This window comes from Pseudomonas sp. A-RE-22, from assembly GCF_019956035.1.
GTDB classification, from domain to species: Bacteria; Pseudomonadota; Gammaproteobacteria; order Pseudomonadales; family Pseudomonadaceae; genus Aquipseudomonas; species Aquipseudomonas brassicacearum.
In genome coordinates this window covers 39,414-54,931 of the sequence record NZ_JAHBCZ010000016.1, presented here as the reverse complement: position 1 = coordinate 54,931, position 15,518 = coordinate 39,414, and the positions used below count along the sequence as shown (strand labels likewise).

At 63.2% G+C, this 15,518-nt stretch carries 11 protein-coding genes and 1 pseudogene; 2 read left to right on the top strand and 10 right to left on the bottom strand.

Annotation, left to right across the window (positions count from 1 at the left end; all coding sequences use genetic code 11):
- Window positions 1-134: 134 nt before the first annotated feature.
- The 3 genes and pseudogenes from KGA89_RS10325 to KGA89_RS10315 all read right to left on the bottom strand — a co-directional run bounded on the left by KGA89_RS10325 (window position 135) and on the right by KGA89_RS10315 (window position 4,538).
- Window positions 135-1,239, bottom strand: a pseudogene (locus KGA89_RS10325) (ABC transporter substrate-binding protein).
- Between the two features lie 216 nt (window positions 1,240-1,455).
- A complete protein-coding gene (locus KGA89_RS10320) occupies window positions 1,456-2,904 on the bottom strand; it encodes an aldehyde dehydrogenase family protein (protein ID WP_003205156.1) in 1,449 nt (482 codons plus the stop codon).
- Window positions 2,901-4,538 (bottom strand): 5-guanidino-2-oxopentanoate decarboxylase, encoded by a 1,638-nt coding sequence (locus KGA89_RS10315; RefSeq protein WP_223471482.1) that lies wholly within the window; start codon window positions 4,536-4,538, stop codon window positions 2,901-2,903. The genes KGA89_RS10320 and KGA89_RS10315 overlap by 4 nt, the downstream gene beginning before the upstream one ends.
- A gap of 160 nt (window positions 4,539-4,698) precedes the next feature.
- On the opposite strand from KGA89_RS10315, the gene KGA89_RS10310 reads away from it, so the two are divergent.
- On the top strand, window positions 4,699-5,607 hold the full coding sequence (locus tag KGA89_RS10310) for a LysR substrate-binding domain-containing protein (protein ID WP_003205161.1): 909 nt from the start codon (window positions 4,699-4,701) through the stop codon (window positions 5,605-5,607).
- Window positions 5,608-5,740: 133 nt separating this feature from the next.
- Here the strand turns inward: KGA89_RS10310 and KGA89_RS10305 are convergent, their stop codons facing one another.
- Both KGA89_RS10305 and metE read right to left on the bottom strand, forming a co-directional pair.
- A complete protein-coding gene (locus KGA89_RS10305; protein ID WP_223471468.1) occupies window positions 5,741-6,760 on the bottom strand; it encodes an alpha/beta fold hydrolase in 1,020 nt (339 codons plus the stop codon).
- Between the two features lie 253 nt (window positions 6,761-7,013).
- The gene (metE, locus tag KGA89_RS10300; protein ID WP_223471467.1) at window positions 7,014-9,326 is read right to left on the bottom strand and encodes a 5-methyltetrahydropteroyltriglutamate--homocysteine S-methyltransferase; all 2,313 of its coding nucleotides are present in this window, start codon (window positions 9,324-9,326) and stop codon (window positions 7,014-7,016) included.
- Between the two features lie 109 nt (window positions 9,327-9,435).
- On the opposite strand from metE, the gene metR reads away from it, so the two are divergent.
- Window positions 9,436-10,353, top strand: coding sequence for a transcriptional regulator MetR (metR, locus tag KGA89_RS10295; RefSeq protein ID WP_058546066.1), 918 nt, complete (start codon window positions 9,436-9,438; stop codon window positions 10,351-10,353).
- A 105-nt stretch (window positions 10,354-10,458) separates the two neighbouring features.
- On the opposite strand, the gene KGA89_RS10290 is transcribed toward metR, so the two are convergent.
- From KGA89_RS10290 to KGA89_RS10270, 5 genes are all read right to left on the bottom strand, one after another.
- Window positions 10,459-10,956: a GNAT family N-acetyltransferase gene (locus KGA89_RS10290; protein WP_223471466.1), complete on the bottom strand. Its 498-nt coding sequence runs from the start codon at window positions 10,954-10,956 to the stop codon at window positions 10,459-10,461.
- A complete protein-coding gene (locus KGA89_RS10285) occupies window positions 10,953-11,591 on the bottom strand; it encodes a LysE family translocator (protein WP_013694135.1) in 639 nt (212 codons plus the stop codon). The genes KGA89_RS10290 and KGA89_RS10285 overlap by 4 nt, the downstream gene beginning before the upstream one ends.
- Before the next feature lie 24 nt (window positions 11,592-11,615).
- Complete coding sequence (locus tag KGA89_RS10280; RefSeq protein ID WP_003205175.1) at window positions 11,616-12,032, bottom strand: NUDIX hydrolase; 417 nt, start codon at window positions 12,030-12,032, stop codon at window positions 11,616-11,618.
- Between the two features lie 524 nt (window positions 12,033-12,556).
- Window positions 12,557-12,889 (bottom strand): DUF6124 family protein, encoded by a 333-nt coding sequence (locus tag KGA89_RS10275; RefSeq protein ID WP_223471465.1) that lies wholly within the window; start codon window positions 12,887-12,889, stop codon window positions 12,557-12,559.
- 1,259 nt (window positions 12,890-14,148) lie between these two features.
- A complete protein-coding gene (locus KGA89_RS10270) occupies window positions 14,149-15,513 on the bottom strand; it encodes an HD domain-containing phosphohydrolase (RefSeq protein WP_223471464.1) in 1,365 nt (454 codons plus the stop codon).
- Between the last annotated feature and the right edge of the window lie 5 nt (window positions 15,514-15,518).

The window sequence follows — 15,518 nt, the reverse complement described above, 5'->3', positions numbered from 1 at the left end:
GCTCGCGATGGCGACGGCACAGTCAGCATCTCCAGCAACTGACTCACCGCTATCGCGAGCAAACCCGCTCCCACACTGGTTCTCGGGCGGTCACAGAGGCCGCATTGCTGGGCAGCCGGTGTCGGGCGTTCGTTTCAGGAAGAGAAGATTTCCGTGTACCGGCGGATCCATTGGTCATGCACCGTCGCCAGGAAGGCGTTGTCGTGCATGATCGCTTTGTCGGCGATTTGCTCCGGGGTCAGGATGTAGGGGCTCTTGCGCGCTTCGCTGGAGATGATGGCCTTGGCGTTGACCGGGCCGTTGAAGATGTCTTCGGCCATCTTGCCCTGCACCAGCGGGTCGAGGGAGTGGTCGATGAAGGCGTAGGCCAGGTCGGTGTCGCCCGGGCGGTTTTTCGGCATGACCGAGAGCATCAGGTCGGTATAGAAACCTTCCTTCATGCCGAACGTCGCCCCCAGGCTGTAGGCCGGGTCGCGGATCTGCTTGGGGAAAAACGCTGGCGCATACAAGCCGCCCATGTCCAGGGAGCCGGTGCGAAACAACTCGGCGATCTGGTTCGGGTTTTCCCCCAGGGTCACCACCCGGTCCTTGAGCTCGGCGAGTTTCTTGAAGCCGGGCTCGATGTTGTGTTCGTCACCACCGGCCAGCTTGGCGGCGATGATGATCAGGTCCATGGCCTCGGTCCAGTTCGGCGGCGGCAGGAAGATGTTCGGCGCCAGCTCCGCATCCCAAAGCGCGGCGTAACTGTCCGGCGCCTGACTCAAGGTCCGGGTGCTGTAGACCAGGCTGTTGCACCACAGCAGGTAACCGATGCCATGGCCGCCAGCGCCGGTGCGGTATTGCGCCGGCACGTCGGCCAGGTTGGGAATGCGGTTGAGGTCGGGTTTTTCCCAACAGCCCGGCGGCGGCCAGGCCCTCGGCGCCGACGCCGGCCAGGGTGATGATGTCGTACTGCGGCCGGTCACCACCGGCCTTGAGCTTGGCGACCATTTCCGAGGTACTGCCGGTGCGGTCGGCAATGACCTTGGCCCCGGTCTTGGCCTCGAAGGTGGCGGCGATGTTGCGCAACGCCGCCAGCCCGGTGTCATCGGACCAGGTGAGCAGGCGCAGGGTCTTGCCGACGAACCGCGTATCGCTGGCCCGGGCGCTGATGAAGGGCACGCTCATGGCGGCCGCCGCTACCGAAACCACACTTGCAGTCTTGATGAATTGACGTCTGTTCAGATCATGCTCGCCCATGGAGGACTCCCTTTATTCTTTTAAGTATGAGGTGGGTAAAAACCGTTGCGCCCGCACCGTTCGACGTCGAGCAAAGCCCCGTACAACAAGGGCTTCACCGCCGTCTGCGGCCATCCTGAGGTTGTGCAAAATCCCTGACTATCGAAAAAAACTCATTGGAGCCATGTTCCTGGCGCATGCCTTTTTTCGAGGCATGCGTGACCTGATAACGTGCCGTCAGACCGCCCGGATCACATGCTTGATTTCCTGAAACGCGGCCAATCCCCAGGGCCCCAATTCGCGGCCGAGACTGCTCTGTTTGTAACCGCCCCACGCCGCCTGGGGGAAAATCACCTGCGGCGCGTTGATCCACACCAGCCCTGCCTGCAAAGCGTTGGCCACCTCTTCGGCAGCCGCCGTATCACGGCTGACCACGCTGGCCACTAGGCCGAAACGGCTGTCGTTGGCCAGGGCGATCGCCTGCGCCGGGGTGCTGAAACGGCGCACGCACAACACAGGCCCGAAGATCTCTTCGCACCACAACGCACTGTCCAGGGGCACGTCGGTGAAGATTGTCGGCTGTAAAAAAAAGCCGCGCGGCAGATGCGCGGGTCGCTGCCCACCGCACACCAGCGTCGCTGCGGCGCTCAAGCCACGGTCGATGTGCCCCAGCACCCGCTGGTATTGCGCCTGGTTCACCAGCGCGCCCATCTCCACATCCGGGTCGAACGGGTCGGCCACGCGGATCGCCTCGGCGCGGGTCTTGAGCCGTTGCAGGAATTCATCGGCCAGTTCATCGGCGACCAACACACGACTGGTGGCCGAACACATCTGCCCGGCATTGAAGAAACCACCACCGCAGGCCAGCTCCACCGCCAGGTCCAGGTCGGCATCGGCCAGCACCAGCAGGGACGATTTGCCGCCCAGTTCCAGGCTCACGCCCTTCACCGTTTCCGCCGCCCGTTGCATCACCTGCACACCCACCGCATTGCTGCCGGTGAAGGAAATCTTTGCCACGCGCGGGTCCGCCGCCAATGGCGCCCCAACTGCCAGGCCCGTGCCGCAGACCAGGTTGAACACGCCGTCGGGCAACCCGCATTCGGCGATGATCGACGCTAGTTCCAGCTCCGGCAACGGCGTGACCTCCGACGGCTTGAGCACCACGCAGCAGCCGGCAGCCAACGCCGGGGCGAGTTTCCAGGCCGTGGTGACCATCGGGAAATTCCACGGCACGATCAGGCCGACCACGCCGCAGGGTTCGCGGCGCAGGCGTGCGCTGAAATCAGCACTGGGCAATGCCAGCGGGCTGTCTTGCCGGGCGTCCAGGCCTTCGGCCAACTCGGCGTAATACTCGAAGGTGGCGACCACATCGTCGACATCGATGGCCGCTTCGAACAGCGGTTTGCCGTTGTTGCTCGATTGCAGGTGCATCAACCGTTCACGAGCGTCCCGCACGCCAGCGGCAATCCGGCGCAGAATCGCGCCACGCTCGGCGCCGGTGGTGTTCGACCAGTGCGTGAAAGCCTGGGTCGCCGCGTTCAACGCCTGATCGACAGCGCCCTCATCGCCGCCATAAACGGTGGTCAGCAGCGCTTCGGTCGCCGGGTTGATCACCCGCAGCGGTTGATCGCCGGCCAACCACTCACCGTCGATGTACAGCCCGTCTTGCGTCGTAGGAAAATTCATTTCGACACCTGCGCCATCCAGGTTGCCTGGTCGATCTCGATCAGCGTCGGGCCCTGCCGGTCGCAAGCGGTGAGCAACGCGGCGTGCAGTTGCGCCACGCCGTCGATGGCTTCGGCAGCGCAGCCCAAGGCCTTGGCGACGCCGATGAAATCCGGGGTGTAGATGTCCACGCCCACCGGTTCGATGGCGCGGTTGACCATGTATTTCTTGATCTCTTCGTAGCCCTGGTTATTCCACAGCAGCACGATCACCGGCGTGCGCGCCTCCACGGCGCTGGCCAGTTCCGGCAGGGTGAACTGCAACCCGCCGTCGCCAATCAAACACACCACCGGCGGGCGACCGTGGCCCCGGTCCTTGCCACCTAGCCAGGCACCAATGGCCGCTGGCAAGGCGTAGCCGAGGGTGCCGTAGCCGGTGGATGAATTGAACCAGCGGCGTGGCTGCTCCGGGTTGAAGGTCAGGTTGCCGGTGTACACCGGTTGGGTCGAATCGCCGACGAACACCGCCTCCGGCAGCGCTTGCAAGACGGTGTCGAGAAACAAGGTCTGGGCACGGGTCGCCGCGTCCCAACTGCCTTGAAGATCCGCGCGCAACCGGGCGGCACGCGTAGCGCCCCAATCGTCACGGCGCTCGGCCAAGGGGGGCTGGCTCAAGGCGTCGAGCACGGCCCGGGCGGCGACGCGGGCGTCGGCCACCAGCGCCAGGTGCGGCGGGTAGTTGCGCACGGTCTGGTCCGGGTCGATGTCGATGCGCAGCAGCGCACCGGGGATCTCGAAGCCGCCGGCGAAGGTAATGTCGTAGTCGGTCTCGGCCAGCTCGGTGCCGATGGCCAGCACCACATCCGCCTCGGCCACCAACGCGCGGGTGGCGACCAGGCTCTGGGTGGAGCCGATCAGCAACGGATGGCGGGCCGGCAACAGGCCCTTGGCATTGATGGTCAACGCCACTGGCGCGCCGAGGCGTTCGGCCAGTTCGGTCAATTCGGCCGCCGCGTCGAGGGCTCCGCCGCCGGCCAGGATCAATGGCCGCTTGGCCGATGCCAGCGTTGCCGCCATTTGCGCCACGGCACTCGGCGCAGCACCGGCGCGGTTGATGTTCACCGGCACGCTGGCGAGCAGGGCATCGGCGTCTTCGACCAGCACGTCCAACGGAATTTCGATGTGCACCGGCCGCGGGCGTCCAGCCTGGAACACGGCGAACGCCCGAGCCAGCACGCCGGGCAATTCAGCGGCGGACATCAGCGTGTGGGAAAACGCCGCCACCCCACCCACCAATGCAGCCTGGTTCGGCAGTTCATGCAACTTGCCGCGCCCGCCGCCCAACTGGCTGCGCGACTGCACGCTGGAGATCACCAGCATCGGGATCGAATCGGCGTAAGCCTGGCCCATGGCGGTGGTGATGTTGGTCATGCCGGGGCCGGTGATGATGAAACACACGCCGGGCTTGCCGCTGACCCGGGCGTAACCATCGGCCATGAAGCCTGCGCCCTGTTCATGACGCGGGGTCACATGGCGGATGCTGGAACGGGCCAGCCCGCGGTACAACTCGACGGTGTGCACGCCAGGAATGCCGAACACCTGCTCCACGCCATACGCTTGGAGTAACTTGACCAATACTTCGCCGCACGTCGCCATTGCCATTGCCTTTTTCTTGTCGTGTAAAGGGCCTCGCACAGCCTGCGGCGGGACCCTTTTTTGTCTTGGGAATGGCGTTATTGGAACGGTCCGACCATAGCGGCAACAATGGATAAAAAGTCATACTAGCCATGTCCTCACGTCATGGCTTGGATCCGAAATGAAACGACTTCCCCCGCTGCCGGCGCTGCACACGTTTCTGATCACGGCCCAATGCTGCAACTTCACCCGGGCCGCCGAACAACTGCACATCACCCAGGGCGCGGTGAGCCGGCAGATCGCCGGGCTGGAAGATCATCTGGGTTATGCGCTGTTCCAGCGCCAGGCACGCGGCCTGAGCCTGACCGCCGAAGGCCAGGCCTGGCTACCCCGAGTGCAGCAGGTGTTCAGCCTGATCGGCGAAGCGGTCGAGCAGGTCGGCGAAAAACGCCAGACCCTGCAACTCAAGGCTCCGACCTGCGTGATGCGCTGGCTGCTGCCGCGCCTGTTGCAATGGCAGAAGGAACGGCCGGACGTGCCGGTGGAACTGACCACCACGGTCAGGCACGGCGTGGACTTCCAGCGCGAAGCCTTCGACGCCGCGGTGGTCTATGGCCCACCACCTGACGCCTCGCTGGCGTGCGTGCATCTGTTCGATGAACAACTGACGCCCGTCTGCTCTCGCCCGATCCTGGAAGGCCCGGTGCCGCTGCGTGAACCCGCCGACCTGCAACAACACCTGCTGTTGCACCCCACCCGTGACGAGCGCGACTGGAACGCCTGGCTGGCGGCGGCCGATGTGCACTTGAGCAATGTCAGCAAGGGCCAGCATTTCGAAACCCTGGACCTGGCGATGTCCATGGCTTCCCAAGGCACTGGCGTGGCGATTGGCGACTGGTCGCTGATCGGCGACGACCTGAGCGCCGGCCGGCTGGTGATGCCGTTCGAGCTGAAGGTCAAGACCGGCCTGGGTTATCACCTGGTGCACCCGCACAAACCCCAAGTGTCGGGGCCGTTGCAGGAATTGATGGGGTGGTTGGTGGAGCAGGCCCAGGCGCGGTCCTGTGGGAGCAAGGCTTGCCCGCGATGAAGGCGACGCGGTCTTGATCATTCCCACGCTCCTGCGTGGGAATGCCGCCAGGGACGCTCCGCGTTCCGCTTCTGGAAGGTGACGCGGAGCGTCACGGGATGCATTCCCACGCAGAGCGTGGGAACGATCAAGATCAGAGCAGATTAGGCGCCTGCACCGGCTCGATCTGCGCCCAGTGCGACGTGTCTTCACGGTGCTGCTGCAGATACGGCAACACGGCCCCCAGCAACGGCGCCTTGAATGCCTCCTGGAAACGATGGGCCAGGCCCGGGATCAACTTCAACTGGCTGCCTTGGATGTGCGCCGCCAGATGCACGCCGTGCATCACCGGCAGCAAAGGATCGGCGGTGCCGTGGACCACCAGGGTCGGCACCCGCAGTTGATTGAGCAGCGCCACCCGACTCGGCTCGGCCATGATCGCCATGATCTGGCGCTTCACGCCTTCGGGGTTGAAGGCCCGGTCATAGGCCACGGCGGCCTGATGCAGCAATGCCTGGCGATCATCCACCACCATCGGGCTGCCCAACGCGGCCAGCAGATCGGCCTGCTGCTGCAGGGCCGCTTCGCGATTCGGCGCACTGCGCCGCGACAGCAACTGCACCAGCGCGGCGCTGGGTGCGGGCAAGCCTTCGGCACCGGAACTGGTCATGATCAGGGTCAGGCTTTCGACCCGCTGCGGCGCCATGGCGGCCATGTGCTGGGCGATCATCCCGCCCATGCTCACGCCCAACACATGGAAGCTTTGCACCTGCAAGGCGTCCATCAGCCCCAGCCCATCATCGGCCATGTCGGTCAAGGTATAAGGCGCGGCCACGGGCAAGCCGAGTTTGTAGCGCAGGGCTTCGAAGGTCAGGTTGGCGCTGCCGGGAGCCTGGCGCCAGGTGGACAGGCCGACGTCGCGGTTGTCGTAGCGAATCACCCGGAAACCCTGCTCGCACAGGGCGACTACCACTTCGTCCGGCCAATGGATCAACTGCCCACCCAGGCCCATCACCAGCAACAGCGCTGGATCCGAAGCACGGCCAACGCTCTGGTAGGCCAGGCTCACCTGATCCAGATCGACCCGTTGGGTCGCAACATTGATGTCACACCGAGAAGCCGCCATCGACGGCAGGCCGAAAAACAACGCGGCCAGGAAAATGAATACACGCATGAAGAAACACCGAAACGCAGAACCCCAGTAGAGCGCGAGTCTGATGAAGTTTGTTCAAGCGCGCTGCCACAGTTGCGTGACAGTTTGATGAAGATTGCCAATGGTTACCTGCGCGAAGGATATATCTGTGGGTAAGGATGTATCTGTGGGAGCAAAGCTTGCTCGCGATACAGGTACCTCGATTCCAGAGAAATCGCGCTGGCTTCATCGCGAGCAAGCTTTGCTCCCACAGGTACCCGCCCATGCGTCAGCTTCAGGCCAGCTGGCTACGCAACTGCCGCGCCGCCGCCACCATGTTCACCAGTGCCGCTTCCGTTTCCGGCCAGCCCCGGGTTTTCAACCCGCAGTCGGGGTTGATCCACAGCCGCTCGGCGGCGATCCGTTTTACCGCCTTGCTCATCAGCGCAACCATCTCGGCCGTGTCCGGCACCCGTGGCGAGTGGATGTCGTAGACGCCCGGGCCGATGTCGTTCGGGTAGTCGAACGCCTCGAAAGCCTCCAGCAACTCCATGTCCGAACGCGAAGTCTCGATGGTGATGACATCGGCATCCATGTCGGCGATGGCCTTGATCACATCATTGAATTCGCTGTAGCACATGTGGGTATGGATCTGGGTTTCATCAGCCACCCCCGACGCGCACAAACGGAACGCGTCAACCGCCCAATCCAGGTACTCCTGCCATTGCCCGCGACGCAGCGGCATCCCTTCGCGGAACGCCGCCTCGTCGATCTGCACAATCTTGATCCCGGCCTTTTCCAGGTCCAGCACTTCGTCCCGCAGGGCCAGGGCCAGTTGTTGCGCCTGGACCTGGCGCGACACGTCTTCGCGGGGGAACGACCACATCAGCATGGTCACGGGGCCGGTGAGCATGCCTTTCATGACCTTGTCGGTCAGGCTTTGCGCGTAGCGGATCCAGTCGACGGTCATGGCGCTCGGCCGATTGATGTCGCCATAGATGATCGCCGGTTTCACGCAGCGCGAACCGTAGCTCTGCACCCAACCGAAACGGGTGAAGACGTAGCCGTCCAGTTGCTCGGCAAAGTATTCCACCATGTCGTTGCGCTCGGCTTCACCGTGCACCAGCACGTCCAGGCCCAGGCGCTCCTGGATCTGCACGGCATGGCGGATCTCGGTGTGCATGGCGTCCTGATAGTCATTGGCCGACAACTTGCCTTGCTTGTAGGCCTGGCGTGCCAGGCGAATGGCCGGGGTCTGCGGGAAGGAACCGATGGTGGTGGTGGGAAAGGCCGGCAGTTTCAGACGGGCGCGCTGGCGTTCGATGCGCTTGGCAAACGGCGAACGTCGCTGACTGTCCTGCGGCCCGACTGCCGCCAGGCGCGCCTGGACCGCGGGTTTGTGAATGCGTGCCGAGCTGGCGCGACTGGCCTGCACCTGGCGGCTGTCGGCCAAGGCCTGCTGCACAGCGGGGGCCTGGGGATCGTTCAGGGCATCACGCAGCACCGCGACTTCACCGCATTTCTGCACCGCAAAGGCGAGCCAGCTCTTGAGTTCCGGATCGAGGCGGTCTTCACGCTCCAGGTCCACCGGGCTGTGCAGCAGCGAGCACGAGGTGCTGACCCAGAGGTTGTCGCCAAAGCGCTCCTGGGCCGGTTGCAACTGCGCCAGCGCCTGTTCCAGTTCGCAGCGCCAGACGTTGCGCCCGTTGACCAGGCCCACCGAAAGAATCTTGTAGGTCGGCAGGCGGTCCAGCACCTGGCCCAGTTGTTCCGGGTCACGTACCGCGTCGATGTGCAAGCCGTCCACCGGCAGGCTCACCGCCAGGCCGAGGTTGTCTTGCAGGCCACTGAAATAGGTGGCCACGAGTTTTTTCAGCGGCGAGTACTGGAGGATGTGATAAGCCCGCTCGAAAGCGCTCTTCCAGGCTTGAGGCAGATCGAGGGTAAGGATCGGTTCGTCGATCTGCACCCATTCCACGCCCTGGGCCTTGAGGCGGTTGAGGATTTCCCCGTAGACCGGCAGCAGGCGCTCCAGCAGGTCGAGCTTGTCGAACGCCTCGCCCTTGGCCTTGCCCAGCCACAAGTAGGTCAACGGGCCGATGATCACCGGTTTGACCTGATGGCCCAAGGCATGAGCCTCGTCCACTTCATCGAACAACTGTTCCCAGCTCAGGGCGAAGGTCTGGTCGGCGGAAAACTCCGGGACCAGGTAGTGGTAGTTGGTGTCGAACCACTTGGTCAGCTCCTGGGCGTATTGTGCCTGGCCGTGGTCGGCACCGCAGCAACTGGCCGTGGCGCCACGGGCCATGGCGAACAGGGTGTCGAGGGTCGGCCGGCCCTGGGCATTCAAGGTGCTGTGGAAACGCTGTGGAACCGCGCCCAGGGTCAAGGAGTGGCTGAGCACCTGGTCGTACCAGGCAAAGTCGCCGACGGGCAGCAGGTCGATGCCGGCGTCTTTCTGCAATTGCCAGTGCCGGGCCCGCAGTTCGCGACCCACCGCCTGCAACGCGGCCGGGGCCAGGTCACCTTTCCAGTAGGCTTCGAGGGCTTTTTTCAGTTCGCGGTCGGCGCCGATGCGGGGAAAACCGAGGGTGTGGGCCAGGGCCATGGTGTGCGTCCTCCTGTAAAAGATGGCGCCATTGTCGACAGCTGACCCTGCATGAGACAAACTCAACCTTTTCGTGTTGATCACAAGTTTTACTCATGGAGCAACTCCGGTGCTTGAACTCCGTCACCTCAAGACCCTGCACGCCCTGCGCGAAGCCGACAGCCTGGTCGAAGCCGCCGAACGCCTGCACCTGACCCAGTCCGCTCTCTCCCACCAGTTCAAGGAACTGGAAGAGCGCCTGGGCATGCAGTTGTTCGTGCGCAAGACCAAGCCGGTACGGTTCACCAGCGCCGGCCTGCGCCTGTTGCAACTGGCCGATGCCGCCCTGCCCTTGCTGCGCGGCGCCGAACGGGATATCGCCCGCCTGGCGGGCGGCACCGCCGGACGGCTGCACATGGCCATCGAGTGCCATAGCTGCTTCCAGTGGTTGATGCCGACCATCGATCAGTTCCGCGATGCCTGGCCGGAAGTCGAACTGGACCTGGCCTCGGGCTTCGCCTTCGCGCCGTTGCCAGCCCTGGCCCGGGGCGACCTCGACCTGGTGGTGACCTCCGACCCGCTGGAACTGGCCGGCATCACCTACGTGCCGCTATTCACCTACGAAGCGATGCTCGCCGTGGCCAACCAGCATCGACTGGCGGGCAAGCCCTACATCGTGCCCGAGGACCTGATCAGCGAAACCCTGATCACCTACCCGGTGGAGCGCGACCGGCTGGACATCTTCACCCGCTTCCTGGAACCGGCCGACATCGAACCGGCCCAGGTACGCACCTCTGAACTGACGGTGATGATGATGCAACTGGTGGCCAGCGGTCGCGGCGTCTGCGGCATGCCGCACTGGGCCCTGCATGAATACAGCTCGCGGGGCTACGTGAAGGCCAAGCGGCTGGGGGAGAAAGGCTTGTTTGCCACGTTGTATGCGGCGGTGCGCACCGACATGCTCGACGCGCCGTACATGCGCGACTTTTTGCTGACGGCCAAGGACACGTCGTTTTCGACATTGGATGGGGTCAGTGCCGTTCGGTGATAGCTTCTGTGGGAGCAAGGCTTGCCCGCGATGGCGATTGCGAAAACGCATCGCGGGCAAGCCTTGCTCCCACAGAAGCCCACACACAGGGGATCTGCGGAGAGGTTAGAGCTCGAGCCACATATGGATTTTGTCGTGGTATTCGTCGCCCACGCAGATCGCCATCGGCTCAAGGCCATACAGGACGAAGCCACAACGCTGGTAGAGCTTGAGCGCCGGGTCGTTGCCGGCGGTGACGGTCAGTTGCACCAGGCGCAGGAAGGGATGGCGCCGGGCTTCGGCGAGGACGGCTTGGACCAGTTGGTAGCCAAGCCCGCGATGACGCTGTTCATCGGCGACGTACATGCCGAACAGCAGCGCCTTGTGCCGGGCTTTTTCCCGAGGCTCCAGGGCCAGGCCGACGATGCCGACCAATTCCTGCTCGACAAACGCCCCCAACAGCACATCGAGCCGGCTGCCCAGGCGTGACTCCCACCAGTTGATAGGCAGCTCGGCCCGCTCGGTGACGCTGGAGGTGAAGGCCTGCGGATGCAGTGCGTACGCCTGGAGCATCAGCTGGCGATACGCCTGGGCATCGCCGGCCCTCAACCGTCGGATGCTCATGCCGAACGCCGTTGCTCAAACATCAGTCGCAACGCCAGCGCACCGAGGACAAACCCCATGAAGTAGCGCTGCGCCGCCAGCCAGGTCGGGTTATGGACGAACCACGAGGCAATGCCGGCAGCGAACAGGGCGATCAACAGGTTGACGCTGAAACTGACGCTGATCTGGGTCAGGCCCAGGATAATGCTCTGGGTGAACAGCGAACCGTGTTCCGGACTGATGAACTGCGGGAACACCGACAGGTAGAACACCGCGATCTTGGGGTTCAGGGCGCTGGTGAGAAAGCCCATGGTGATCAGCTTGCGCGTCGAGTCCGCCGGCAATTGCTGGGCCTCGAAGGGCGAACGCGCGCCCGGCTTGACGGCCTGCCAGGCCAGCCACAACAGGTACAGCGCACCGGCCCACTTCAATACTTCATAGGCCACAGGCACCGCCAGGAACACCGCCGTCAACCCGGCGGCCGCGGCGAACATGTGCACGAAGAACCCCGCCACCACCCCCAGCAGGGAGGTGACGCCGGCCTTGCGGCCCTGGCAGATCGAACGGGAGATCAGGTAGATCATGTTCGGGCCGGGCGTCAGTACCATCAGCAACGCGGCGGCGGCGAAAATCAACAGGTCCGGCAATGGAATCATGAGCGTCAGTCCTTGAGGCGTGAATCAGCAGGTAGCGAGAAGTGTCGCTCGATAAAACGGCAGGATCACCTCGCCTGTCAACGGTGCCAGCAAAAGATTGCTGTCGCCGGCCGGGTCGATCCAGCACACCTCTTCAATTTCGGCAGCCGGCGAAACCGGGGCGTCGATGCTCAGCAAAAACACCTCGGCCTGCACGACAAACCCCGGCTCGTTGGCCGCCGGAGCGCTGAATACGCCCAGGTAACGGGCCTGTGCCGGGTCGATCTGCAGCCCGAGCTCCTCCTCCAGCTCACGGGCCAGCGCCTGCACGGGCTGTTCATGGGCCTCGATCTTGCCGCCCGGCTGCATGAAGGCCCGGGTGCCGCGCTTGCGCACCAGCAAGGTTCGACCATCCGGCCCGAGCAACAGGGCGGCGGCGATGCGGATGAGGGAAGTGGTCATGGGTGATCGAAGCCTTGGCCGGGAAAGTGACGGGGAGATTACAACGCGTAGGGGTGGGAGCAAAGCCTGGTGCTGGACTAAAAATCAGTGCAGTTCCTGTGGTCAGTTTCGACCGATTGGGGTTGGTGTGTATATCCGTTGCTGCGGTCACGGCGACTTAGGGTTCCGCCCTGACGGCGGGTCACTTTTGAAAAGCCCGGAAGCCGACCCAGTCAAAAGTAACCAAAGCGCTCCTGCCCCACCACTCGGTGCCTCGCCTAGGCTCGGTGTGCCTGAACGAAGGCATTGCTCCGTGGGCCCACCGCGAAGGGCCATCCATGGCCCAGCGCGGTTAACGGGGCGCCGAGATCAACGTCCGCCGCGAGGCGGCCTAGTAGCCGGCCTGGCTCTTGCGGTCGTACACCTCATCAGATCTGTGGGAGCAAAGCTTGCTCGCGAGGCGGCCTGACAGCCGACCTGGCTCTCCCGGTCGTACCCCGGTCCAATTGTGGAGGCGAGCCTTCTCGCTTCTGCGCGCGGTGTGGTCAGGGTTGTGTATTGACGTTATCCAGCATCCGATTCGCCAATAAAGCGCCCAGCTCGATCAGTTGCTGAATGCCAAGGGCAACATGGCATCGCGAGCCTTTAAGGTCGAAGGCAAGGTCGCTGACCATGGCATCGGCTGAGGCCAAAGTTTCGCTGAGGTTGGCCAGCAGGCTTTCGGTGTCGACACCGTCCACGACGGTGAGCAGTTGACCTGAAGGCTTTTTCTTTTTGGCTTGAGGCTTGGGGTCGAGATAATGGTCGATGGCGCGCTTGGCGGCTTCATCGAGTTCTTGGGGATCGGTTTCGGGGGGATTGGGTGTGGCTTTGAACATAGGGTGACACTCCGTCTACAGGTTGGAGCTGCCACGTTCGTTTCCAAGCGAGGGGTGGCAGCCGTACGCAGGTTGGAAAACCGGGGTAAACGAGCCCGACAGACCCGAAGGTCTCCCGCGCACAGCTGCCATAACGAAAGCATGGTCAAAAAACGACCGCAAGCATACGTCATGAAGGGCGCTTTCGCGCCGTCTACTTATCGGATTTCCAAGCCCGGCCGCTGAATTTGCAGCGACGGGAAAAGACTAGCGACAGCCCTTCCCACCCGGCAACCGCCAGAGCTCGTCGGAAAAATCTGCTGCAACCCGGAGGATTGTCCGACCATTCCCACAATCCTGGTCGGCTGTCAGGCCGCCTTCGCGAGCAAGCTCCCACAATGGGATCGGGGGGTACGACCGGAAGAATCAGGTCGGCTGTCAGGCCGCCTCGCGAGCAAGCTTTGCTCCCACAGATCTGACAGGTGTACGACCAAGAGAGCCAGGTCGGCTACTAGGCCGCCTCGCGAGCAAGCTTTGCTCCCACAGATCTGACAGGTGTACGACCAGGAGAGCCAGGTCGGCTACTAGGCCGCCTCGCGAGCAAGCTTTGCTCCCACAGATCTGACAGGTGTACGACCAAGAGAGCCAGGTCGGCTACTAGGCCGCCTCGCGAGCAAGCTTTGCTCCCACAGATCTGACAGGTGTACGACCAGGAGAGCCAGGTCGGCTACTAGGCCGCCTCGCGAGCAAGCTTTGCTCCCACAGGTCTGATGGGTGTACGACCAAGAGAGCCAGGTCGGCTACTAGGCCGCCTCGCGAGCAAGCTTTGCTCCCACAGATCTGACAGGTGTACGACCAAGAGAGCCAGGTCGGCTACTAGGCCGCCTCGCGAGCAAGCTTTGCTCCCACAGGTCTGATGGGTGTACGACCAGAAGAGCCAGGTCGGCTCTAAGGCCGCCTCGTGGTGGACGTTGATCTCGGCGCCCCGTTAACCACGATGGCCGAACGCAGGTATTGCGCAGTGGGCACCTCGGCATGGATGCCGAGGTAGCCGCGTGGGCCATGGATGGCCCTTCGCGGCGGCCCACGGAGCAATGCCGGAGTGAGGGCACACCGAGCCTAGGCGAGGTGCCGAGTGGTGGGGCAAAGCGCTTTTGGTTACTTTTGGCGCTCTTCCAAAAGTGACCCGCCGTCAGGGCGGAACCCTAAGCCGCCGTTACCGCAGCAACGGATATGTACCCAATCCAATCCAATCCAATCCAATCCACCCCAACCCCCAGTCACCCCAAAATCGGCTTCGGCGCCGCAGGGTCAGCCTCCTCGGGGATCTTGACGAACACGCTGTACCGCGCACCCTCCATCGATTCGAAGGCAATGAGTTTTTCGATCAACGGTCCGCTCAGGATTTTGCCGGCGTTGAGCAGCAACATACCGTTGTCGGCATTGAGGTTGCGCGCCAGGATCATCCCCGCGGTCAACTCGCGCGTGGTGGAGACTTGTACCGTCGGGTCCGACAGGGTCACGTCTTCCAGGTATTCGGCACACGCCTTGATGAAATCCTCGATCATATCCGGGTCATACAGCTTGCCAGCGTACTTGCGAATGTAGACCAGCGCTTCGTCGCTGTTCATCTGCCGCTCCAGGATCAACCCGCGCTGCAGCTCGATGAAGTCCACCGCCAGTTTCAACAGCCGCGCACCGAACGGAATGGCCTCGCCCCTGAGGTGCTCGGGGAAGCCGCTGCCGTCCCAACGCTCCTGGTGATGGCGAATGATCCGCGCCGCGTCCTTCATCGGGTCCAGGGTCATCAGCAGCGACTCACTCTGCTTCGGATAGGCCCGATAGAGATCCAGTTCGTTGTGGTGCAGCAAGTCGGCGGGCGTGACCATCATGTTGTCGGTCCAGCTCAGCTTGCCGATGTTGTAGAGCGCCGCGGCCATGGTCAGGTCGCGGTCGGTGGACTCATCGAGGAAATGCAGCCGGCTATAGACCCTGATCAACTCGATGATCTGCCGGTTGGTCTGCTTGGCCTTGGGCAGGCGCAGGTTGGCAATCAGCGAAAACACTTCGGTGCTGGTCACATAACTGCGCTTGAGCTCGTCATAGGCCAAATCGAGCATGTCGGCGGTCTGCTGCAGCTCGGAGGTGCGCGACGCCACGCGTTTTTCCAGGGTGGCGTTAAGGGTCTTGAGTTGCTGGTTCTGCTCGCGGTTCAGCGCTTCGAGGCGCTGGCGCTCGCTTTCGGAATGCTGGTGGGACAGGGCCTGGCGCAAGGCCTGCACCAGTTCCTCATCGTTCCAGGGCTTGCTGAGGTAGCGATAGAGCTGCCCCTCGTTGATGGCCTTGGTCATCATGTCCACATCGGCATAACCGGTGAGCAGGATGCGCAAGGTCGATGGGTACAGCTTGCGGATCTCGGCCAGCAATGTGGCGCCATCCATGTTCGGCATGCGCGCATCGGTCATCACCAGGTCGACCGGCCGCTCCTTGAGAATTTCCAGGGCCTTGGCGCCACTGTCGGCCAGCAGGATCTCGTATGGCTGGCTGCGTAATAGCCGACGCAGGCTATTGAGGATCGACTCTTCGTCATCGACCAACAGCACCGCTGGCTTTCTTACCGGAACATCCTGCGATTGATCTTCCATTTGAA

Bases quoted from the DNA above. Each gene is read 5' to 3' on its own strand.
- KGA89_RS10285 (WP_013694135.1), bottom strand. From the start codon at position 11,591: ATGATTCCATTGCCGGACCTGTTGATTTTCGCCGCCGCCGCGTTGCTG.
- KGA89_RS10280 (WP_003205175.1), bottom strand. From the start codon at position 12,032: ATGACCACTTCCCTCATCCGCATCGCCGCCGCCCTGTTGCTCGGGCCG.
- KGA89_RS10305 (WP_223471468.1), bottom strand. From the start codon at position 6,760: ATGCGTGTATTCATTTTCCTGGCCGCGTTGTTTTTCGGCCTGCCGTCG.
- KGA89_RS10310 (WP_003205161.1), top strand. From the start codon at position 4,699: ATGAAACGACTTCCCCCGCTGCCGGCGCTGCACACGTTTCTGATCACG.
- KGA89_RS10270 (WP_223471464.1), bottom strand. From the start codon at position 15,513: ATGGAAGATCAATCGCAGGATGTTCCGGTAAGAAAGCCAGCGGTGCTG.
- KGA89_RS10315 (WP_223471482.1), bottom strand. From the start codon at position 4,538: ATGGCGACGTGCGGCGAAGTATTGGTCAAGTTACTCCAAGCGTATGGC.
- metE (WP_223471467.1), bottom strand. From the start codon at position 9,326: ATGGCCCTGGCCCACACCCTCGGTTTTCCCCGCATCGGCGCCGACCGC.
- KGA89_RS10290 (WP_223471466.1), bottom strand. From the start codon at position 10,956: ATGAGCATCCGACGGTTGAGGGCCGGCGATGCCCAGGCGTATCGCCAG.
- KGA89_RS10320 (WP_003205156.1), bottom strand. From the start codon at position 2,904: ATGAATTTTCCTACGACGCAAGACGGGCTGTACATCGACGGTGAGTGG.
- KGA89_RS10275 (WP_223471465.1), bottom strand. From the start codon at position 12,889: ATGTTCAAAGCCACACCCAATCCCCCCGAAACCGATCCCCAAGAACTC.